This is a genomic window from Micromonospora sp. S-DT3-3-22 (assembly GCF_015354745.1).
Taxonomy (GTDB): Bacteria; Actinomycetota; Actinomycetes; order Mycobacteriales; family Micromonosporaceae; genus Micromonospora; species Micromonospora wenchangensis.
Genome location: NZ_JACGMO010000133.1, coordinates 1 through 20,925 on the forward strand (window position 1 = coordinate 1; position 20,925 = coordinate 20,925).

Genomic DNA, 20,925 nt, shown 5'->3' on the forward strand with positions numbered 1-20,925 from the left:
CCGGTGCCCCGCCCAGGCGCGGCGATCAGGGTCGGTGTCCGTCGTCGGGGTGCGGGGCGGGGTGGTCCGTCGCCGGCCCGGTCGGAGCAGCCATCCGAGCCCGGCACCTGCCGTCCACCCCGGACCGGGACGCGCCGCCACCGCAGTGGGCCGTGCTTGCGGGCCCGGACGGTCCGCCGTCGCCGGCTCCGGGCCGGGGGTCGTCGACTGGTCGGGACCGTGCGCCGAAGGTGGGTGCGGGCGGTGCGCCGACGCCTGGTCCGGGCCGTGCGCCGAGGGCGGGTGCGCCGTAGCCGGGTCCGGGTCGTACGCCGACGTCGGGTGCGTGCGGTGACCCGCCGACGCGGCGATCGGGGTGACCGCCGCCGGGCCGGCGGGTCGGGGGAGGTGGGTGCCGGTCACCGGGCTCGGCACCGGCGATGACCCCCACGGCCCGGTGGGTGGGGTGGGGGCGGGCGGCGGCACCTCGACGGGCGGGTGTGCGGGGTGCCGGCCGGCGGTGGGGGCAGCGGTCCGGGGCGGGTACGCCGGGGGCTCGGCGGACGCCGGGGTGGACTGTCCGCGTACCCCCGGGTGGGGTGCGGGCCACGGGCCGGCGGTCGGCGGCGGACCCGGCGGGTCGTCGGCGGCCGGCCCGACCAGGTCGTGCAGCAGGCCGGGGGCGTGCGCGGCGACCGTCCGCAGCCAGTGCTCCGGCGGCTGCCCCGGCCCGCGCGACGCCGGGCCCGGCCCGGCCCACCGGGCGGCGGGGTCGGTGCCGGTGAACCGCGTGGCCGGGGCGGTCGGCGGGACGGCCGGGGCGGGGGCCACCGCGTCGGCGGCGGCCCGCAGCCGGGTGGCCAGCCAGTCACGCGGTCGTGGACGCCGCGGCACTGCCGTCCTCCAACTCCAGCCCCTCGTACGCCAGGGTCAACGCCACGATCGCGATCTCCTGGGACAGGGTGTGCAGGTGCGCGCCGCGCCACCGCATCGGCCACGCGTTGATCAGGTTCCAGCGCAGCACCTCGGCGGTGCCGGCGGCGTCCAGCAGCACCACCGACACGTTGCGGCGGCTCACCGTCCCGGTCGCCGCGCTGTGCACCCAGTCCCACAGCTCACGCGACGGGGTGAGGCCGAAGTGCAGGGTCACCGGCGCGTAGTCGACCTGCCCCGGGACCGACCGCACCCGGTCGTTGCCGGCCTCCCGGTAGGACAGCCGGCCGATCGTCATCTCCAGGCCGCTGACCTCGGTGAAGTGCCCGTTGGTGATGCCGTTGATGAGCAGCTTGAAGTGGTACGCCCGGTACGGGTCGACCGGGGCGCCCGGTTGCGGGGTGGCCGGGGTCGGCATGTCAGCCTCCGATCGTCTCGGTGTCGGTGCCGCCGGCCCACTGGCTCAGCTTGAACACCACGAACTCCGCCGGCTTGACCACCGCGATGCCGATGTGCGCGACCACCATCCCGGCGTCGCGGACGTCGACCGGGTTGGTCTCCTCGTCGCACTTGACGAAGAACGCCTCCTCGGGGGTACGCCCGAGCAGCGCCCCGTCGCGCCACACCCGGGTCAGGAACGCGCCGATGTCGCGCCGGATGGACCGCCACAGCGAGTAGTCGTTGGGCTCGAACACCATCCACCGGGTGCCGTTGGCGATGGCCTGCTCGATGGAGATCGACAACCGGCGGACGTTGAGGTAGCGCCATTCGCTGGCCTCGGCGGCCAGGGTCCGGGCCCCCCACACCCGGATGCCCTCCCCGGCGAAGTACCTGATGACGTTGACCCCCTTGGGGTTGAGCACGTCGTGCTCCGAGCGGGTGACCAGGTACTCCAGGTCGACCGCGCCGCGCACCGGCTCGTTGGCGGGGGCCTTGTGCACGCCGCGCAGCGCGTCGGTACGGGCCCAGATGCCGGCCATGTGACCGCTCGGCGGGGTGAGCACCAGCTCACCGGTGAGCGGGTCACGTACCCGCAGCCAGGGGAAGTAGCAGGTGCCGTAGTCGGACTGCCGGGCCCGGTGGGCGGTGCCGGTGTCGGTGTCGGCCGGGGTGGTCGCCGGATCGCCGGGCTTGCCGTCACCGGGCTTGCCGTCGCCGGGCTTGCCGGGCCGCGCGGGGGTGGCCACCCGGGTCAGCGTCGAGATGTCCTCGATGCCGGGCGGCGGGTCGCAGATCGCCACCATGGTGCGCAGCCGCTCGGCCATGCTCAGCAGCGCCTCGTGCGACACCGGGTCGTGGAAGCCGGGCGCGGCGAGGATGGCCACCTCGTCGATCGCCTCCACCAGTTGCAGCCCGGTGCGCCGCTGCCCGGTGCCGGTGAGCTGGCCGTCGGCACCGACGTTGACCACCCAGCAGCGGCTGCCGCCGTTGTCGAGGAAGCCGAAGACCGCCCGGGCCAGCGGGGTGCTCTCCAGGCCGTCACCGGCGGCGTACAGCCGGAGGAACTCCGACCAGCTGTTGACGGCCAGCGCCCGGTCGACGTGCGCGCCCCGGTCGGGGGCGACCCCGACGAACGCGGCGACGGCCATCCCGACCGGCCCGATCGGTCGGGCGGCGCTGGGCACCTCCTCGACGTAGATGCCGGGGGAGAAGTAGTGGGGCATCGGTCCTCCTGTACGCCGGTCCGGCTCAGCGGGCCGGGGGTTCGCAGACGATGACGATGTCCGCGTCGGCCGGGTCGACCTCGGCGGTGAGGGTGCGGCCCCGGCCGACCAGACGCAGCCGGACCGGCTGGCCGGGGTGCTCCGGGTCGTGCGGGACCCCGGCGAGCCGGAACCGCCCGCCCGCGTCGGTGTGGGTGGCGTACGGGGTGCCGACCAGTTCCACCCGCAGCGCCGCCAGGGGTTGCTGCTGCGCGCCGAGGACCCGGCCGACGAGGTCGCGCAGGGCCACCCGGTGCAGCCGCAGCGGGTGCAGCACCGGTGGCGCGACCGGCGGCGTGGACGTCACCTGGGCCGGCACGTCGACCAGCAGCGCCGGCCGGGGGGCGACGCCCAGCGTCACCCACAGCGCCGGGTCGCCGGCCTCCAGCACCAGTTCCGGTTCGCCGGCCGTGGCGGCGGCGGTCAGCACCCGGTCCAGCCCGGCCAGCGCGGCCGGGCCGGCGGCGGCGACCAGGTAGCGGATCGTGAACCGGTACGGCGCGGGCGTCCCGGTGCCCCGGGTCTGCCGGGCCGGCCGCAGGGCCAGCGGCCACAGGGTCAGCCCGACGCCCCCGTCGGCGGGCGGGCCGACCGGGACGTCCTCGCCGGCCGCCCCGGCCAGCCAGGCGGCCAGTTCGGCGGTGGCCGCCTCGACCGGTCCCGGCGCGTCGCCGGTCATCGCGGCGGCGTCCCCTGGATGCGGTAAGCGATGGCCTCGTTCCACACGTGCGGGTAGACGCCGATCTCGAAGTAGCGGGTGAACCGGTTGATCGGGGCGTTGGCGTGGTCGTGCCAGAGCAGCCACACCGGGGCGATGGTGAACAGGACGTAGTTGAGCGCGACCAGCGGCAGGTAGAGCGGGCCGAGCAGCCGGGCCTGGAGGATGTGTACGTCCTCGTGGCGTTGGATGCCGGGGCCGGAGCCGGCGCAGACCGTGCCGATGGTGGTGGCGTAGCGCGGGGACACCCCCTCGACCAGGTTGACCCGGCAGCTGTGCTGTGAGGTGGGCCGGTCCAACGAGTGGCCGACGACCAGGTGCAGGGCGAGGTAGAGTGCCCCGGCGGCGGTGTTCGGCAGGCTCCAGGTGTGGTCGACGACGAACAGCGCCACGCCCCGGGCGTCCGGGCCGTACACCCGGGCGGCGGCGACCGACCAGCCGAACGGGACGCCGACGAGCAGGCCGACGACCGTGCCGACCAGCAGCCCCACCGGGCCACCGGCGGTCGCCCCGAGCGCCGCCCCGCACAGGACGTGGACGGCGGCGCTGACGATTCCGTAGACCATGACGCGCCTCCTCAGACCCAGGAACGGACGAAACGGGGCTCCCGCCCCTGGGCGAGCTGGCCGGGGGTGGCCTGGGTGGGCTGCCGGTTGCCGGGCGGTAGCTGGTTGACGCCCAGCGCGGCGGAGAAGATGACCAGGCCGTTGAAGAACGCGATCAGCCACTTCTCGCCGCCCGCGTCGGTGGCGAACGCCGCGGTGGCGTACGACAGGAGCAGCGCCACGCCCAGGGCGATCCACTTGCGGGCCTTGTCGCTGTTCGGGCCGAGCAGGCCGCCGATGACGTTGGCGGTGAGCAGGGTGGCGGCGCTGGCACCGGCCACGGTGCCGAGGGCGGCCCAGGTGAAGAGATCGTTCACGGCGATCCCCCTTCGGGTGGTGCGGGATGGGCGGGGGCGGCCGGGGTGGCGGCGGTGCCGCCCCGACGGCGCAGCAGGACGGCGGTGACCCCGCCGGCCAGCAGGAGCAGGACCAGGACCCCCACGGCCACCGGCAGCCACCCGGAGCCGCCCGGGCCGTCCGTACCGCTGGCGGCGGCCGGGCTGGCCGACGGGGTGGGGCGTGGCGGCGCCTCGGCGATCGCCCGCAGCTCGGCCGGCTTGGGCTGGTTGGCGACGACCTTCCAGCTCACCGAGCGCCCGTTGAGCGTGCCGTTGGAGTCGATCACCCGGCCGGGAAAGGTCACCGAGATCTCGAACGACATCAACTGGAGGAACGTCTGCTGGTTCTGCGGATTCTGTTCGGCGACCTTTCCGCCGTATTTCCTGGGGTCGAGCGGCAGGCTGAACCGGTAGAGATCGCCGTCGCGGACGAGATTCACGCTCTCGCTCGTGAAGCTCTTCAGCGGGGTGCGCCGATAGCTGATCTGTGCGCCGTAGAAACGCTCGTCCTCGTAGACGGTCTCCTCACCGGCGGGCAGGGTGGGGATGTTCTCCCGCAGTTCGGCGTAGGCGACCGCGAGGTTCTTGTTGCGGCTGCTGAGGACCGATTTCTCTGCGGTGAGCAGGAGTTGCCCGTCGACGGTGTCGTCGGCGTTGACGGTCAGCCCCAGGTTGAGCTGCATGCATCCGGCCAGCAGGGTCAGCAGGGCCAGACACGCCGTGAGCCGTACCGCCCTGCCGCGTCCGCGTCCGGTTTTCATGGGCACATTGTGTGTGATCCACTTCACACCGGGCAGTCGGCGATCGGTCAGATGGCTGTCTCCGATCTTACCGAGCCGCCTATCGGTCCGGCCGGCACGAAATGGGCCGGCGGCCGATATTCTGGAGGGTCGGCGTCCATTGTCGACCCTTTACCACCATTGTGGACGACGGTTTGCGCCGTAATTCCCGCCGCCGCTAGATCTGCGTTAAATCTCGGCGGCGACGGGTCCTGAACACGCCGACGGCAGCCTGGGGACATGCATGCCGACGCCGAACAGGCAAGCCCGACCGAACGCAGCCGCCATGACCCACGACGGCCCGCTGCCAGTCCCGCCCGACCCCGCGCCGCCGCCGACCGCACCCCGGGTGCGACGCCGGGCATCCTCGCCACCGGCGCCTGCGTACCCGAGCAGGTGGTGACCAACGCGTCCCTGGCCACGGCGCTCGGTGTCACGGCCGACTGGATCGTCGACCGGACCGGGGTCCACGAACGGCGGGTCGCCGCGCCCGGCGAGGCCACCTCCGACCTCGCCACCCACGCCGCCCGGCAGGCCCTCGACCGGGCCGGCGTCGACGCCGCCGAGGTCGGCCTGATCATCCTGGGCACCTCGACCCCGGACCTGCCGCTGCCCGCCACCGCCTGCCGGGTGCAGGCCAACCTCGGCGCGTGGGGCGCGTACGCGATGGATCTGGACGCCGTCTGCACCGGCTTCGTCTACGCCCTGGACGTCGCCCACAAGATCATGCGGTGCGACCCGACCATCGGGTACGCCGTGGTGATCGGCGCGGACACCTACTCGCGCATCCTCGACTACACCGACCGGCGCACCTCGGTCCTCTTCGGCGACGGCGCGGGCGCGGTGGTGCTGGGCCGCTCGGCCGACGCCGCCGGCATCGCCTACACCCGGCTGGGCAGCGACGGCCGGCAGCACGACCTCGTCCGGATCCCCGCCGGTGGCAGCCGCGCCCCGGCCAGCACCGCCACCGTCGCCCACGGCGGGCACTACTTCACGATGGACGGCCGGGCGGTACGCGCGTTCGCCGAACGCAAACTGCCGGAACTCGTCGCCGACGCCACCGCCGCCTGCGGGCTGACCGTCGCCGACCTCGACCTGCTCGTCCCGCACCAGGCCAACGTGCGGCTGCTGCGCGAGGTGACCAAGGAACTGGGCTTCGTCGCCGACCAGGTGGCGATCAGCGGCACCCACTACGGCAACACCGGCGCCGCGTCGGTGCCGGTCACCCTCGACGCGGCGATCGACGCCGGCCGGGTCCGCCCCGGTGCCCGGGTCCTGCTCGCCGCCTTCGGCGGAGGGATGACCTGGGGGAGCGCCCTGATCACCTGGCCCGGCGGCACGGCCGGCCAGCCGACCCGCGAGGAGCTACCGGCATGAGCATCCTGTCCGACTACGCGAAGCGCACCCCCGGCTCGAAGGAGCACTTCGCCCGGGTCGGCCGGACGATCCCGGCCGGCGCGACCCGCAGCCTCAACTCCTGGCCGCCGTACCCGGTCTACCTGGACCGGGGGGCCGGCGGCACGGTCTGGGACGTCGACGGCAACGCCTACCGCGACTTCCTGGCCAACTACACCGGCCTGCCGCTGGGCTACGCCGACCCGGACGTCACCGCCGCCCTCCGGGAGCAGTTGCCGCACGGCACCTCGCACTCGTTCTCCCGCACCCTGGAGGCCGAGCTGGCGGAGCTGCTGGTGGCGCGGGTGCCGAGCCTGGACCGGGTCCGGTTCACCGGTTCCGGCACCGAGGCGGTGATGTTCGCGCTGCGGCTGGCGCGGGCCCACACCGGCCGCCCGCTGGTCGCCAAGGCCGAGGGTGGCTACCACGGCACCACCGACGACGTCATGATCAGCGTACGGCCACCGGCCGACCTCGCCGGTGACGTCCGGTCGCCCGCCTCCGTGCCGGAGATGCGCGGCATCCCCGCCTCCCGCACCCGGGAGACCCTGGTGGTGCCGTTCAACGACGTCACCGCGTCGCAGGAGATCCTGCGCGCCCACGCCGACCGGCTGGCGGCGCTGGTGCTCGAACCGGTGCTCGGCGTCGGCGGCATGATCCCGGCCACCGCCGAGTACCTGACCGCGATGCGGGCCACCTGCGACGAACTGGGCATCCTGCTGGTCTTCGACGAGGTGATCACGCTGCGGCTGGCGTACGGCGGCGCGCAGCAGGCGTACGGGGTCACCCCCGACCTGACCACCATGGGCAAGATCATCGGTGGCGGGCTGCCGATCGGCGCGTACGGCGGCCGGGCCGACATCATGGGGTTGCTCGAACCCCAGGGCGGCACCGACGTCTACGATTCCCGCTCCGGTGGCCCGGTGCTCTACCAGGGCGGCACGTTCACCGGCAACGCGCTGAGCGTCGCCGCCGGCATCGTCACCCTGGGCAAGCTCGACGTGGCCACCATCGACGCGCTCAACCGCACCGGCGACCTGCTGCGCCGGGAGCTGACCGGGGTCTTCGCCGACGCGTCGGTCGACGCCGTCGTCACCGGCGTCGGCTCCCTGTTCAACGTGCACATCGGCCCGCGCCGGGTCGAGGTGTTCCGGGACGTCCGCGGCGTCGACGCCGCCCGCCAGCACGCCTTCTTCCTGGGCCTGCTCAACCACGGCGTGATCGTGGCGCCCCGGGGCATGGGCTGCGTCACCACCTGCACCACCGGAGACGACGTGGCGGCCTTCACCGCCGCCGTCCGGCTCACCCTGCACGACATCACCGAGGCCGGCTGAGAGGGCACGACGATGCAGATCACCTGGACGCAGGAGCAACACGCCCGCCGGGAACGGTTCCGCCGCTTCGCCGCGACGGCCGTCGCCCCCGGCACCGCCGAGCGCGACCGCGCCGGGGTCTTCGACACCAAGTCCTGGCAGGCGCTGGCCGACGAGGGGTTCTGGACCGCCCACCTGCCCCGCGAGCACGGCGGCGACGGGGGCACCCTGTGGGACTTCCTGGCCGGCCTGGAGGGGCTCGCCCAGGGCGCGGACGACTCCGGTTTCGTGCTGTCCGCCGTCGCCCACGCCGGCCTGCTGCACGTGCTGTGCGAACACGGCACCCCCGAACAGCGCCGACGGCTGCTGCCGGCGCTGGCCGGCGGCGCGGTGGGCGCCACCGCCGCCACCGAACCGGCCGGCGGCTCCCACGTCGCCGCCGTCGGCACCCGGGCCAGCGTGCACGGCGTCGACGACTGGCGGCTCACCGGGCACAAGGCGCACATCACCAACGCGCCCGTCGCCGACCACCTGCTGATCGTCGGCCGGCTCGACGGCATCGGCACCCGGGACATCACCCTGTTCGTGCTGGAGGGCGACCGGCCCGGCGTCGACACCGGCGCGGCCGAGGACCTGCTCGGCCAGCGGACCAGCCCCACCGGGCCGATCATCCTGGACGGGGTGCCGGTCGGCCCGGCCGACGTGGTCGGTCCACCCGGCGACGGGCTCGCCACCCTCTACTCGTTCCTGGCCTTCGACCGGCTCATGTACGGCGTCGTGGTCGCCGCCCAACTGGAGGCGCTGCTCCCCGTGGTGCTGCGCCGCTGCGCCGAACGCCGGGCGTTCGGCGTCCCCATCGGCGAGCACGAGTTCATCCAGGACAAGGTCGTCGGCATCCGGACCACCATCGAGTCGGCCCGGCATCTCGCCTACGCCGCCGCCGACGCGCTGGTCCGGGGCGACGACGCCTACAGCGCGCTCGCCTCCTGCGCCAAGCTGGCCGCCTCCGAGGGAGCGGTCCGGTCCACCGTCGAACTGGTCCAGATCTTCGGGCACGCCGGCTACGACCGGGCCGGCGGCATCGAACGGCACCTGCGCGACGCCGTCGCCATCCGGATCGCCGGCGGCACCACCGAGATGCAGAAGAAGAACATCTACAAGGACGTGGTACGCCGCTACACCGCCCCGGTCGACGCACCGGCGGTGCCGGCGTGACCGCCCCGACCGGCCCCGACAGCGTGACCGCACCCGCCGCCGGGATGGGGGAGGGGCGTCGGGTCGAGGGGGAGCGCACCCGGGTGGTCCGCGAGGACGACTGCGCCACCCGGTGGGGCAACGAGGGCCTGATGGTCCTGTCCACCCCGGCCATGCTGGGCCTGATGGAACAGACCTGCGTGGAGGTGCTCGCCCCGGTGCTGGCGGCCGGCGAGATGACCGTCGGCGTCGGCGTGACGCTGACCCACGCGGCGGCGGCCGGGTGCGGCGAGCCGGTCACCTACCGGGTCGCCCTCACCGTCGTGGGCCGTGACGTCGACGTCGACTTCACCGTGGTCGGTCCGACCGGGACGGTGCTCGGTCACGGCTCCCACCGGCGTCGGGTCGTCGACCGGGCCGCCTTCCTCCGCCGACTGCCACCCCCGACCGGCTAGCCCACCCGCCCTCCGGGGGCCCGGCCGGGGCCCCCGGAGCCCGGTCTCCGGCCCGCGCCTTCGTGCGGTGATCAAGAGGTTTGCGTCACCAGCCGCGGCATTTCCTGACGCAAACCTCTTGATCACGCGGGCGGGAGTGGGCCGGGGGCGGGCGGGAGTGGGGGTGGGGGTGGGGGGCCGAACGTGTTTTGGTGACTACTGTTCGTCCCTGGTGGACGGGGCTGCGGAAGGGCGGGTCGGGTGGCGACGTCGCAGGTGGACCTCTCGGGTCGGGCCGGCACGCCCCTGCGGGCGATCCTGCGTTCGCCCGGCTGGGTGGGCTGGATGGTCGCCACCTTCGGGGCGCGGCTGCCGGTGGCGATGGCTCCGCTGGCGCTGGTCTTCGCCGGCCGGGCGCTCAGCGACGGCTACCTGCTCAGCGGCCTGCTGGTCGGCGCGCACACCATCGGCGAAGCGGTCGCGGCACCGGCCGCCGGGGCGCTGATCGACAGGTGGAACCCGCGTCGCGTCCTGGCCGGGTGCCTGGCCGCCGAGGCGCTGCTCTTCCTGGCCGCCGCCGTGGTGGTCGGCACCGGTGGCGGCACGGCGCTGCTGGTCGTCCTCGTCGCGTTGGCCGGTGCGGTGCCGGCCGGCGCCCCGGGCGGTCTGCGGTCGATGCTCACCCACCTGGTCGACGCGGCCGTGCTGCCCCGGGCGCTGTCCCTGGACACGGTGCTCAACCAGGTCTGCTGGGGGCTCGGGCCGGTGCTGGTCGGGGTGACCGTCGCCGCCGTCTCGCCCGCCGTCGGTGTGGGCCTGACCGCGCTGCCCGCCGCGATCGCCGCCGGGGCGGCCCTGCGCCTGCCCGACCCGACGTCGGCCCGGCGCGCCGCCGGCCGCAGCCGGGTGCTGCCGGTGCTACGCCTGCTGGCCCGCACCCTGGCGTTGACCGCCGCGCTGCGGGTCCTGCTCGGGGTGCTGACGGTCGCGGCGGTGCCGCTGTTCACCGGCAGCGGGCAGGCGTCGCTCGCCGGGCTGGCCCTCGCCGCGTACGCGATCGGGACCGGCCTCGGCAGCGTCCTCTACAGCCTGCGCGGGTGGCCGGGGGGCCACCAGCGGCAGGCCGACGTCGCCCTGCTGGTGCTGGGCCTGGTGGTCGCGCTCGCGGTGCTCGCGCGACCGCACGCCGTCGCGCTGCTGACCCTGTACGCCGTCGCCGGGTTCTTCGAGGGGCCGACCGTGCTGGCCCGGTCGCTGCACCTGGAGCGGGTGCTGCCGCCCGACCGCCGGGCCACCGGCTTCTCCCTCCAGTACGCGGCGATCGGCTGGGGTTTCGCCGTGGGCAGCATGCTGCTGGCGCCCCTGTTGACCCGCTGGGGCGCGGCCACGGTGGTCACCGGGGCGGGGCTGGCGGTGGCGGCGCTCGCCCTCGCGGTGGCCCTGCTGCCGTCGCGCCCCGAGCGGGGCCGGTGACCCGTCACCGGTACGCCGACCCGGACCATCCGGCCGCGGCGGACCGGCGGGCGGCGGACGGCTCGCTGAGCGCCGGGTCGCCGTCGAGCACCTGCCGGTGCAGCCGCTGCAACTCCGGCGCCGGCTCGATGCCCACGCCGTCGGCCAGCGTCCGGCGCAGGTCGCGGTACACCGCGAGGGCTTCGGCCCGGCGGCCGACCTGGCACAGCGCCCGCATCTGCATGTCGCGCAGCCGTTCCCGCTCGGGGTGGAGGGTGACCAGCGCGGCCAGCTCCTCGACGGCCTCGTCGTACCAGCCGAGGCGCAGGTAGGCGTCGGCGCGCATCTCGATGGCGAGCAGCCGCCGTTCACCGAGCCGCCGGGTCTCGGCCAGGATCGAGGGGGACGGGTCGACGTCGGCGAGCGGGTCCCCCCGCCAGGCGGCCAACGCCTCCGACAGGGCCCGTACCGCCTCGTCGAGCCGGCCCGCCGCGAAGGCGGCACGACCGCGTACCACGTTGGCGTCGAAGAGGTGACTGTCGACGTCGCCGCGCGCCAACCGCAGTTTGTAGCCACCCGGGCCGGTAATGATGGCCCGCCCCACCGACGGGGGCAGACTGCGCCGGAGGCGGAAGACGTACTGCCGGATCAGATTGCTGGCCGAGGCGGGTGGTTCGTCGGGCCACACCTCGCGGGCCAGGCGTTCCACCGGGATGAGCACATTTCCGTTGACTGTCAGGACCGCCATCAGATTGCGTTGCTTGGGAGCATTGATGCAGTAATTCTGCCCGGGAAGTATCACATATGTTCCGAGTATGCCGAACTTCACGAATCCCCCACGATGCGCGTGCCCCCGTACCGTCAGTCCCCACCACTGATTGAAGCTAGTCGATCAATAATGACGGTGCCGCGCCATCTCCGTTCGGCTGCGCCGCTGCGGTAAGGAGCACAACGCGCTTGTGGCCGTGACGAAAGCGGTGTGAGATCAGCGGTGGGGGACGTCGGGCCCGGCCGGGACACATCGGACCGGGAGAAACGGCCACACCGGGAAAGCCACGCCAGGGAAGAGGACCGCGCGCCGTGAACACCGCCACCGAGAACCGAACCGTCCCGCCCCGGGTGGTACGGGCCGCCCGTACCGGGGTCGCGGTGGTCTTCGCCCTCAACGGCCTCGCCGTGGCGACCTGGTTCTCCCGGGTCCCGGCGGTCCGCGACGCGCTCGGCCTCAGCGCCGGCCGGCTCGGACTGCTGCTGCTGGCCATGTCCGGCGGCGCCGTGCTGGCGCTGACCAGCGCCGGCCTGGTGACCCAGCGGCTCGGCCCGGCCCGCACCGTCGTCGCCTCGACCGTGCTGGTGGCGGTCGGTCTGGTCGGGGTGGGCGTCGCCGCCCCGCTCGGCTCGCTGCCCGGCGTCGCGGTCGGCCTGTTCGCCCTCGGCTACGGCTCCGGCACCTGCGACGTGGGGATGAACGTCGAGGGCGCGGCGGTGGAGAAACGGCTCGGCCGCACCATCCTGCCCCGCTTCCACGCCGCCTGGAGCCTCGGCTCGGTGGCCGGCGCCGGGCTCGGCGCGGGCGCGGCCCGGCTCGGTGTGCCGATCACCGTGCACCTGACGGTGCTGGCGGTGGTGGTGTTCGGCGGCACCCTGCTCGGCGCGCGCAACTTCCTGCCCGCCCCGGCCGCCTCGACCGCCGACGGTGCCGCGTCGACCCGCCGGGGTGGCCTGCTCGCGGCCTGGCGCGAGCCGCGCACCCTGCTCATCGGCGCGCTGGTGCTGGTGATGGCGTTCACCGAGGGCAGCGCCAACGACTGGCTGGCGGTCGCCTTCGTCGACGGCTACGGGGCCAGCGAGGCCGCCGGGGCCGCCGTCTTCGGGGTCTTCGTCGCCGGCATGACCATCGGCCGGACCGCCGGCACCGTGGCCATCGACCGCTGGGGCCGGGTGCCGGTGCTGATCGGCACGATCCTGCTGGCCGCCGCCGGCTCCCTGCTGGCGGTGCTGGCCGGTTCCGGGCCGCTCGCCGTCGTCGGCGTGGTCCTCTGGGGGCTCGGCGCGTCGCTCGGGTTCCCGGTCGGGATGAGCGCCGCCGCCGACGACGAGGAACGCGCCCCCGCCCGGGTCAGCGTCGTCGCGGTGATCGGCTACACGTCGTTCCTGGCCAGCCCGCCGCTGCTCGGCCTGCTCGGCGACCATGTCGGCATCCTGCACGCCCTGCTGGTGGTGCCGGTGCTGCTGATCCCCACCCTGGCGCTGGTGCCGGCGACCCGTCCGCCGGCCGGCACCGGCCCGCAGCACCCCGTCGGCCCGGTACAGGAAAACTAACAGTCGTCGGCCCCCGCCGGTATCGGGTGCGCGGCCGTTCCCCGGGGCCGCCGCCGCTGGCTAGGGTCGCCGCATGCCGACCGAGATCACCGCCGCAGCGGCGGGCCGCTGGACCCTGGGCGACCGCACCGTGCACCGGATGGGCTTCGGCTCAATGCGGATCACCGCCCACCCCGACCGGGAACGGGCGCTGCGCGTCCTGCGCCGGGCCGTCGAGCTGGGGGTCGACCACATCGACACCGCCGCGTTCTACGTCTCACCCGGCGGCACCCTGAAGGTCGGCACCGGCCCCGCCCGGTACGCCACCGAGCTGATCCGCGCCGCGCTCGCCCCGTACCCGGAGGGGTTGGTCGTCGCCACCAAGGTCGGCTTCCGGGCCGACCCGGCCACCGGGATGCACGAGGAGGCCGGCCCGGCGCAGCTGCGCGCCCAGGTGGAGGAGAACCTGCGCCGGCTCGGCCGCGACCACCTCGACCTGGTCAACCTGCGGATCGTCAAACGCCCCGCGCCCGACTCCGTGGCGGAACGCTTCGGCGCGCTGGCCGAACTGCGCGACGCCGGCCTGATCCGGCACCTGGGCCTGTCCAACGTCCGCCTCGACCACCTCGACGAGGCGCAGCGCATCGCCCCGGTGGTCTGCGTGCAGAACAACTACGCCCTGGACAACCGCGGCGACCAGGACGCCCTGCTCCGTGAGTGCGGTGCCCGGGGCATCGCCTACGTGCCGTTCTTCGCGCTTGCCGGGGCCAACCGGGAGGGCGGGGCCCGCACCGACCACGGTGCGGCGGTACGCGCCGTCGCCCGTGCCCACGACGCCACCCCGCAGCAGGTCCGCCTCGCCTGGACGCTGCACCAGGGCCCGCACGTGCTGGCCATCCCCGGCACCGGCGACCCGGCCCACCTGGCCGAGAACGTCGCCGCCGGGACGCTGCGGCTCACCCCCGACGAGCTGGCTGCCCTCGACCGGGCGTGAACAGGCCGCTCAGCCGGCTGTCACCGGGTTCGCAGCGCCCTTCCAGGTGGGGATGCTCCACTGGAGGGACGCCGAGGAGAGGAACGGGCAGATGGGCTGGTTCAGCCGACGGCCCCGGGCTGACGAGGGCATCCCGACCAAGCTCGACCGGGAGGCCACCCGGGACGACCTGACCGCGTTGGCGGACTTCGTGGCCGCCCACCGGGGGGTGGAGTTCTATCTCGAACCCGAGACGACCGCCACCGACACCACCGTGGTGGCGATCGCGCACGACGGGGAGTGGATCCGCCGCCGCACCGGCTCCCCGCGTACGGCGGCGAAGCTGGCCCACCGGCACGCGGTGCCCCTGTACGAGGCGGCGAAGACCGGATACCCGGAGCGGATGCGGGCCTGGAACCGGGCCCATCCCGAGCGCCGCCTCCGCTGATCCCCCCCCAGCGGCGCGTGGGGTACGGCGGAGGCCGTGGGGTGCTGCCCCGGGGTGGGGTGGCTGCGGTGGCGGCTGCGCGCGCCGGGCCGCCGGCCGCCCCGGGGCGGGGGTAGGTCGACGCGGGCCCTTTCGAGCTGATGACGGTGACGGATCGGGGCCGGCCGGGCGGGGACGACCCGGACCGCCCGGCCGGGGCGACCGCAGTGTCGGGCCGGGGCGACCCCAGTGTCGGGCCGGGGCGACCGCAGTGTCGGGCCGGGGTGACCCCAGTGTCGGGCCGGGGCGACCGCAGTGTCGGGCCGGGGTGACCCCAGTGTCGGGGCGGCGCGGCCCGGCGGCACCGGGCCGGGGCAGCCCTGCGGCGTCGGGTAGGTGGCCGACGCTGCCGGCCTGGCCACCGTCCGGTCAGGCCTGACCACGCCGGCCCCGAGTCGGTGACGTCATCAGCTCGACAGCGTGTGACAGAGGTATCCCGACCGCCCGTGGCCGGCCAGCCACCGGCAACGGGCCGTCCGGCAACGGGCGGCCTGGGGGACGACCCGCCCGGGGACGGCACACCCGGGTCGGCTCCGCGGCGGTCGGTGGGCGGGACGGGACCGTCGGCGGGCACCTGAGGAGGGCCCGGCGTGTCCGACGCAGGGCGGTTCGGGTCGGCCGTCGGGACGGGGCGGGCCGATCCGTGGGATGCGGGGAGCGGGTGCCGACCCCGCTGGACGACGAGAGCCGCCGCCGGCCTGGCCACGGGGGTCGATCGGTGCCGCCGTGGGGGCGGTGGCCGCCGTTGACCTCGGGGTGAGGAGTGTGGCAGCATTCGCGGCCTGACGGCAGTGAAGGAAGTCGGTGCGATTCCGACGCGGTCCCGCCACTGTCACCGGGGAGCGATCCCCCCTCGTGGGTCACGACCGTGCGTGCACGGTTGGAAGGCCGGGGGTGAGCATCGATCCGGAAGCCAGGATACTTCGGCCGTCGGAGAACCCCAGGGCGTGGACACCCGAGGAGGACCCGATGACGCGCAGCGTCACTGCCGACCCGATGACGGTCGGTGATTCCCGCAGCACCGTCGAGCCCGCGCCGCCGCGTGCTCCCACCCCTCCCACCGCCGCCGGTCGTCGCCGGGGCGGTCGGCCTGCCACGTACCGCTGACGGCCGGTCCGGGTGCCCCGTCGTCGGCGGGGCGCGTCGGACCTCCGCCGCCGCTGACCGGCGTCCCTCCCGCCCCGCTCGGCCCGGCCCTGCGGCCGAGCCGGACGTCACTCTCCGGAGCTGCACGTGCGCATCCTGCTGCTGTCCACCGCCGACACCGATCTGCTCGCCGCCCGCACCAGCGCCGCCGACTACCGCCTCGCCAACCCCACCCGGGTCGACGTGGCCGCCGTACCGGCCCTGCTCGACGGGGTCGACCTGGCCGTCGTACGGCTGCTCGGCGGGCGGCAGGCGTGGCCGGACGGCCTCGCGGCGGTGCTCGGCTCCGGCGTCCCCACGATCGTGCTCGGCGGCGAGGCGGTGCCCGACGCGGAGCTGATGGCGGCCTCCACGGTGGCCTCCGGGGTGGCCACCGAAGCGCTGTCCTACCTGGTGGAGGGGGGCGCGGAGAACCTCGCCCAGCTCGCCCGGTTCCTCTCCGACACGGTCCTGCTCACCGGTGAGGGCTTCGACCCGCCCACCCCCACCCCGCCGTACGGCATCCTCGACCACCGCCGCCCGACCGCCCCGGGCGACCCCGCCGACCCGGCCGATCCGGCGGCCGGGACGGACGGGCTGCGGGGGGACGGCGGGCGGCCGACGGTGGGGATCGTGTTCTACCGGGCGCACGCGTTGGCCGGCAACACCGACTTCGTGCGGACCCTGGCCGACGCGGTCGACGCGGCCGGCGGCGAGCCGCTGCCGATCTTCTGCGGCTCGCTGCGCGGGCTCACCCCCGGCGACGGGCCGCTGGACCTCTTCGCCCGCTGCGACGCGCTCGTCGTGACCGTCCTCGCCGCCGGGGGGACGGTCGCCGCCGACGCCTCCGGCGGAGGCGACGAGGACGCCTGGGACGTCGGCGCGCTCGCCGCCCTCGACGTTCCGGTGATCCAGGCGCTCTGCCTGACCAGCACCCGGGAACAGTGGGCGGCCAGCGACGCCGGGCTGTCCCCGCTGGACGCGGCGATGCAGGTGGCCATCCCCGAGTTCGACGGCCGGATCGTCACCGTGCCGTTCTCGTTCAAACGGATCGACGCCGACGGGCTGTCGGTCTACGCCGCCGACGCCGAGCGGGCCGCCCGGGTCGCCGGGATCGCCGTCCGGCAGGCCCGGCTGCGGCACCTGCCCAACGCCGACAAGCGGGTGGCGATCGTGCTCAGCTCCTACCCGACGAAGCACTCCCGGGTCGGCAACGCCGTCGGCCTGGACACCCCCGCCTCGGCTGTCCGCCTGCTCGCCGCCCTCGCCGAAGCCGGATACCACCTCGGCGACGCGCCACCACCCACCGACGGGGACGCGCTGATCCACGCGTTGATCGCCGCCGGGGGCCACGACGTCGAATGGCTCACCCCGGAACAGTTGGCCGCCGCCGAGGCCCGGGTGCCGGGGGAGACCTACCGGCGTTGGTTCGACCAGGTGCCGGTCGACCTGCGGGACCGGATGCGGGAACACTGGGGTGAGCCACCCGGCCAGCTCTACACCGACGACGGTGACATCGTCCTGGCCGGGCTGCGGTTCGGCAACGTCACCCTGCTGATCCAGCCGCCGCGCGGCTTCGGCGAGAACCCGATCGCCATCTACCACGACCCCGACCTGCCGCCCAGCCACCACTACCTGGCCGCCTACCGGTGGCTGGCCGCGCCGGTCGCCGACGGCGGCTTCGGCGCGGACGCGGTGGTGCACCTCGGCAAGCACGGCACCCTGGAGTGGCTGCCCGGCAAGGGCCTCGGCCTGGCCGCCGACTGCGCCCCCGACGCCGTCCTCGGTGACCTGCCGCTGGTCTACCCGTTCATCGTCAACGATCCCGGCGAGGGCACCCAGGCCAAGCGGCGGGCGCACGCCGTCGTGGTCGACCACCTGGTGCCCCCGATGGCCCGCGCCGAGACCTACGGCGAGCTGGCGAAACTCGAACAACTGCTGGACGAGTACGCCACCGTGCAGGCGCTCGACCCGGCGAAGGTGCCGGTGGTCCGGGGGCAGATCTGGGAACTGGTGCGCGCCGCCGAACTCCACCACGACCTGCACACCGAGGCGATGCCCGCCGCCGACGACTTCGACGACTTCGTGCTGCACCTCGACGGCTACCTGTGCGAGGTCAAGGACGTGCAGATCCGCGACGGGCTGCACGTCCTGGCCGGGGTGCCCACCGGTGAGGCCCGGGTCAACCTCGTCCTGGCCGTGCTGCGCGCCCCGCAGGTGTGGGGCGGCAGCCGTGCCCTGCCCGGCCTGCGGCAGGCCCTCGCCGCCGGCTACGGCCTGGACGAGCAGGCGCTGCTCGCCGAGCCCGGGGCACGGGTGGCGGTGCCGGCGGCGCTGACCGACGTGGTCGACGGGCCGGCGGTCACCGCCGCCGACGCGGTGGACCTGATCGAGGGGCTGGCCCGGCGGCTCGTCCTCGGCATGGAGACCCTCGGCTGGGACGCCGACCGGGCCGACCCGGTGGTCACCGAGGTGACCGGCGGGGCCTGCCCCGACGCCGTCGAGGTGCTGCGGTTCGCCGCCCGCGAGGTGGTGCCCCGGCTGGACCGCACCACCGACGAGATCACCCACACCCTCGGCGCGCTCGCCGGCCGGTTCGTGCCGCCCGGACCGTCCGGGTCGCCCACCCGGGGCCTGGTCAACGTGCTGCCCACCGGCCGCAACTTCTACTCCGTCGACCCGAAGGCGATCCCCAGCCGCAACGCCTGGGACGTCGGGGTCGCGCTGGCCGACTCGCTGCTCGCCCGCTACCTCGCCGACACCGGGGAGTATCCGCGGTCGGTCGGGCTGACGGTGTGGGGCACCAGCGCCATGCGTACCCAGGGCGACGACATCGCCGAGGTGCTGGCCCTGCTCGGCTGCCGGCCGGTGTGGGACGACCGGTCGCGGCGGGTCACCGGCGTCGAGGTGGTGCCGGTGGCCGAACTGGGCCGGCCCCGGGTCGACGTCACGGTCCGTATCTCCGGCTTCTTCCGGGACGCGTTCCCGCACGTCGTCGCCCTTCTCGACGACGCGGTACGGCTGGTCGCCGCCCTCGACGAGCCGGCCGGGGACAACTACCTGCGCGCGCACGTGGCCGCCGACCTCGCCACACACGGCGACGAGCGGCGGGCCACCGCCCGGATCTTCGGCTCGAAACCCGGGGCGTACGGGGCGGGGCTGCTGCCGCTGATCGACGCCCGCAACTGGCGCACCGACGCCGACCTGGCCGAGGTGTACGCCGTCTGGGGCGGCTACGCCTACGGCCGGGGCCTGGACGGGCGGGAGGCTCGGGCCGACATGGAACGCTCCTTCGCCCGGATCGCGGTGGCGGCGAAGAACCAGGACACCCGTGAGCACGACATCGTCGACTCCGACGACTACTTCCAGTACCACGGCGGGATGGTGGCGATGGTGCGGCACCTCACCGGGGCCGCCCCGGCCGCGTACGTGGGCGACTCGGCGATGCCGCACGACGTGCGCACCCGCACCCTCGGTGAGGAGACCCGGCGGGTGTTCCGGGCCCGGGTGGTCAACCCGAAGTGGATCGCGGCGATGCGCCGGCACGGCTACAAGGGTGCGTTCGAGCTGGCCGCCACCGTGGACTACCTGTTCGGCTACGACGCCACCGCCGGGGTCGTCGACGACTGGATGTACGAGCGCCTCGCCGAGGCGTACCTGTTCGACGGGCAGACCCGGGAGTTCCTGGAGCGGTCCAACCCGTGGGCGTTGCGCGGCATCACCGAACGGCTCCTGGAGGCCGCCGAACGTGGCCTGTGGGCCGCCCCCGAGCCCAGCACCCTGGACCGCCTCCGGGAGACGTACCTGGCCACCGAGGGCGACCTGGAGGAACGACAGTGACACCCCCGACCACAGTGGGCGGCTACCCCTTCTCGGCGGTGCTCGGGATGGACGACATGCGGCTGGCGCTGCTGCTCAACGCGGTCAGTCCGGCGATCGGCGGGGTGCTGGTGCGGGGCGAGAAGGGCACCGCCAAGTCCACCGCCGTCCGGGCGCTGGCCGCGCTGCTCCCGCCGGTGGACCGGGTCGCCGGGTGCCGGTTCGGCTGTGACCCGGCCGCCCCCGACCCGACCTGCCCGGACGGCCCGCACCCGGATGCCGCCGGGCACGACGACCCGGCCGCCGCGCCGGTCGAGCGCCGCCCGGCCCGGCTGGTGGAGCTGCCGGTCGGGGCCGCCGAGGACCGGGTGGTCGGCTCGCTCGACCTGGAGAAGGCCCTCGCCGAGGGGGTACGCGCCTTCGAGCCGGGCCTGCTCGCCGCCGCCCACCGGGGGGTGCTCTACGTCGACGAGGTGAACCTGCTCCACGACCACCTGGTCGACCTGCTCCTGGACGCCGCCGCGATGGGCCGCTGCCACGTCGAGCGGGAGGGGGTTTCGGTCAGTCACGCCGCCCGGTTCCTGCTGGTGGGCACGATGAACCCGGAGGAGGGTGAGCTGCGCCCGCAGCTGCTCGACCGGTTCGGGCTGACCGTCGAGGTGGCGGCCAGCCGCGATCCGGTGGTCCGGGTGGAGGTGGTGCGCCGTCGGCTCGCCGCCGACGCGGACCCGGCCGGGTTCGCCGCCCGGTGGGCCGCCGCCGACGCCGAGGTGGCCGCCCGGGTGGTCGCCGCCCGGGACCGGCTCGACGGGGTGCTGCTGCCCGACGGCGCGCTGCGGCAGATCGCCGAGGTCTGCGCCGCGTTCGACGTGGACGGGATGCGCGCCGACATCGTCACCGCCCGCACGGCCGTCGCGCACGCCGCCTGGCAGGGCCGGGACCGGGTGACCGCCGACGACGTCCGGGTCGCCGCCCGGCTCGCCCTGCCGCACCGCCGTCGCCGCGACCCGTTCGACACCCCCGGCCTGGACGAGAAGCGCCTCGACGAGGCGTTACAGCGGGCCCGCGACGAGCACCCCGACGACGATCCGCCGGACACCGGCCCGAGCGGTCCGGGTGACCCCGGCGGCCCGGACGGTGCCGGTGGGCCGGGTGGCCCCTCGGCGGGCGGCCCCGGCGGCGGGTCGGGTCCGCAGCCACCGGACGGTGGGCCGTCCGATGCTGCCGGAGGGCCGCAGGACGCCGCCGGATCGCCGGGCCACGACGACGACCCGCGTGCCCGGACCGGCCCTACCTCCCCGCCGGCCGTGGACGACCGGTGGCCGGACCGCGCCGCCGACGGCGGACCGGACGCCGGCGAGCGCGCCGACGGACGGT

At 75.1% G+C, this 20,925-nt stretch carries 17 protein-coding genes, 1 pseudogene and 1 riboswitch; of the genes and pseudogenes, 10 read left to right on the plus strand and 8 right to left on the minus strand.

The features are described 5' to 3' along the window. The 7 genes and pseudogenes from H1A17_RS28460 to H1A17_RS28490 all read right to left on the minus strand — a co-directional run. Window positions 1–873, minus strand: a pseudogene (locus H1A17_RS28460) (hypothetical protein); the annotation flags it as partial. Continuing rightward, window positions 848–1,330 (minus strand): phage tail protein, encoded by a 483-nt coding sequence (locus H1A17_RS28465; protein ID WP_145919762.1) that lies wholly within the window; start codon window positions 1,328–1,330, stop codon window positions 848–850. The gene H1A17_RS28465 and the pseudogene H1A17_RS28460, both read right to left, overlap by 26 nt. 1 nt (window position 1,331) lies before the next feature. After that, window positions 1,332–2,576 carry a phage tail sheath subtilisin-like domain-containing protein gene (locus H1A17_RS28470; protein WP_194823324.1) on the minus strand — a complete coding sequence of 415 codons (1,245 nt, stop codon included), beginning with the start codon at window positions 2,574–2,576 and terminating at the stop codon, window positions 1,332–1,334. A 25-nt stretch (window positions 2,577–2,601) separates the two neighbouring features. Continuing rightward, window positions 2,602–3,294, minus strand: a complete 693-nt coding sequence (locus H1A17_RS28475; protein ID WP_194823325.1) for a carboxypeptidase regulatory-like domain-containing protein — start codon at window positions 3,292–3,294, stop codon at window positions 2,602–2,604. Further along, on the minus strand, window positions 3,291–3,899 hold the full coding sequence (locus tag H1A17_RS28480; RefSeq protein WP_194823326.1) for a glycine zipper family protein: 609 nt from the start codon (window positions 3,897–3,899) through the stop codon (window positions 3,291–3,293). Before H1A17_RS28480 ends, H1A17_RS28475 begins: the two co-directional genes overlap by 4 nt. A gap of 11 nt (window positions 3,900–3,910) precedes the next feature. After that, complete coding sequence (locus H1A17_RS28485) at window positions 3,911–4,255, minus strand: hypothetical protein (RefSeq protein WP_194823327.1); 345 nt, start codon at window positions 4,253–4,255, stop codon at window positions 3,911–3,913. Then, on the minus strand, window positions 4,252–5,037 hold the full coding sequence (locus tag H1A17_RS28490; protein WP_228544400.1) for an LppM family (lipo)protein: 786 nt from the start codon (window positions 5,035–5,037) through the stop codon (window positions 4,252–4,254). Before H1A17_RS28490 ends, H1A17_RS28485 begins: the two co-directional genes overlap by 4 nt. 258 nt (window positions 5,038–5,295) lie before the next feature. Between H1A17_RS28490 and H1A17_RS28495 the strand changes: the two genes are divergently transcribed. The 5 genes from H1A17_RS28495 (at window position 5,296) to H1A17_RS28515 (ending at window position 10,864) form a co-directional block, all read left to right on the plus strand. Further along, entirely contained in the window at window positions 5,296–6,432 is a 1,137-nt protein-coding gene (locus H1A17_RS28495; RefSeq protein ID WP_194823328.1) for a 3-oxoacyl-ACP synthase III family protein, read from the plus strand. After that, window positions 6,429–7,784, plus strand: a complete 1,356-nt coding sequence (locus H1A17_RS28500) for an aspartate aminotransferase family protein (protein WP_194823329.1) — start codon at window positions 6,429–6,431, stop codon at window positions 7,782–7,784. The genes H1A17_RS28495 and H1A17_RS28500 overlap by 4 nt, the downstream gene beginning before the upstream one ends. A 12-nt stretch (window positions 7,785–7,796) precedes the next feature. Beyond that, entirely contained in the window at window positions 7,797–8,978 is a 1,182-nt protein-coding gene (locus tag H1A17_RS35350; RefSeq protein ID WP_194823330.1) for an acyl-CoA dehydrogenase family protein, read from the plus strand. Next, on the plus strand, window positions 8,975–9,412 hold the full coding sequence (locus tag H1A17_RS28510; protein ID WP_194823331.1) for a thioesterase family protein: 438 nt from the start codon (window positions 8,975–8,977) through the stop codon (window positions 9,410–9,412). The genes H1A17_RS35350 and H1A17_RS28510 overlap by 4 nt, the downstream gene beginning before the upstream one ends. A 240-nt stretch (window positions 9,413–9,652) precedes the next feature. Then, the gene (locus tag H1A17_RS28515; RefSeq protein ID WP_194823332.1) at window positions 9,653–10,864 is read left to right on the plus strand and encodes an MFS transporter; all 1,212 of its coding nucleotides are present in this window, start codon (window positions 9,653–9,655) and stop codon (window positions 10,862–10,864) included. 4 nt (window positions 10,865–10,868) lie between these two features. Here H1A17_RS28515 and H1A17_RS28520 read toward each other — a convergent pair whose 3' ends face one another. After that, a complete protein-coding gene (locus tag H1A17_RS28520) occupies window positions 10,869–11,672 on the minus strand; it encodes a BTAD domain-containing putative transcriptional regulator (protein ID WP_309236893.1) in 804 nt (267 codons plus the stop codon). A 251-nt stretch (window positions 11,673–11,923) separates the two neighbouring features. Between H1A17_RS28520 and H1A17_RS28525 the strand changes: the two genes are divergently transcribed. The 5 genes from H1A17_RS28525 to H1A17_RS28545 all read left to right on the plus strand — a co-directional run. Further along, on the plus strand, window positions 11,924–13,165 hold the full coding sequence (locus H1A17_RS28525) for an MFS transporter (protein WP_145919772.1): 1,242 nt from the start codon (window positions 11,924–11,926) through the stop codon (window positions 13,163–13,165). A 73-nt stretch (window positions 13,166–13,238) separates the two neighbouring features. Continuing rightward, entirely contained in the window at window positions 13,239–14,138 is a 900-nt protein-coding gene (locus tag H1A17_RS28530; RefSeq protein ID WP_194823333.1) for an aldo/keto reductase, read from the plus strand. A gap of 91 nt (window positions 14,139–14,229) precedes the next feature. After that, window positions 14,230–14,565 carry a hypothetical protein gene (locus H1A17_RS28535; protein ID WP_194823335.1) on the plus strand — a complete coding sequence of 112 codons (336 nt, stop codon included), beginning with the start codon at window positions 14,230–14,232 and terminating at the stop codon, window positions 14,563–14,565. Between the two features lie 833 nt (window positions 14,566–15,398). Further along, a riboswitch (cobalamin riboswitch) is annotated at window positions 15,399–15,528 on the plus strand. 309 nt (window positions 15,529–15,837) lie between these two features. Beyond that, window positions 15,838–19,569 carry a cobaltochelatase subunit CobN gene (gene cobN / locus H1A17_RS28540; RefSeq protein ID WP_194823334.1) on the plus strand — a complete coding sequence of 1,244 codons (3,732 nt, stop codon included), beginning with the start codon at window positions 15,838–15,840 and terminating at the stop codon, window positions 19,567–19,569. A gap of 47 nt (window positions 19,570–19,616) precedes the next feature. Next, window positions 19,617–20,925, plus strand: a 1,309-nt coding sequence (locus H1A17_RS28545) for an ATP-binding protein (protein WP_194823336.1), incomplete at its 3' end; no start/stop codon positions are given.

What these genes read in the sequence shown, in the direction of transcription:
- H1A17_RS28500 (WP_194823329.1), top strand. Translation starts at nt 6,429, where the DNA reads ATGAGCATCCTGTCCGACTACGCGAAGCGCACCCCCGGCTCGAAGGAG.
- H1A17_RS28480 (WP_194823326.1), bottom strand. Translation starts at nt 3,899, where the DNA reads ATGGTCTACGGAATCGTCAGCGCCGCCGTCCACGTCCTGTGCGGGGCG.
- H1A17_RS28495 (WP_194823328.1), top strand. Translation starts at nt 5,296, where the DNA reads ATGCATGCCGACGCCGAACAGGCAAGCCCGACCGAACGCAGCCGCCAT.
- H1A17_RS28470 (WP_194823324.1), bottom strand. Translation starts at nt 2,576, where the DNA reads ATGCCCCACTACTTCTCCCCCGGCATCTACGTCGAGGAGGTGCCCAGC.
- H1A17_RS28475 (WP_194823325.1), bottom strand. Translation starts at nt 3,294, where the DNA reads ATGACCGGCGACGCGCCGGGACCGGTCGAGGCGGCCACCGCCGAACTG.
- H1A17_RS28535 (WP_194823335.1), top strand. Translation starts at nt 14,230, where the DNA reads ATGGGCTGGTTCAGCCGACGGCCCCGGGCTGACGAGGGCATCCCGACC.
- H1A17_RS28465 (WP_145919762.1), bottom strand. Translation starts at nt 1,330, where the DNA reads ATGCCGACCCCGGCCACCCCGCAACCGGGCGCCCCGGTCGACCCGTAC.
- H1A17_RS28530 (WP_194823333.1), top strand. Translation starts at nt 13,239, where the DNA reads ATGCCGACCGAGATCACCGCCGCAGCGGCGGGCCGCTGGACCCTGGGC.
- H1A17_RS28490 (WP_228544400.1), bottom strand. Translation starts at nt 5,037, where the DNA reads ATGAAAACCGGACGCGGACGCGGCAGGGCGGTACGGCTCACGGCGTGT.
- H1A17_RS35350 (WP_194823330.1), top strand. Translation starts at nt 7,797, where the DNA reads ATGCAGATCACCTGGACGCAGGAGCAACACGCCCGCCGGGAACGGTTC.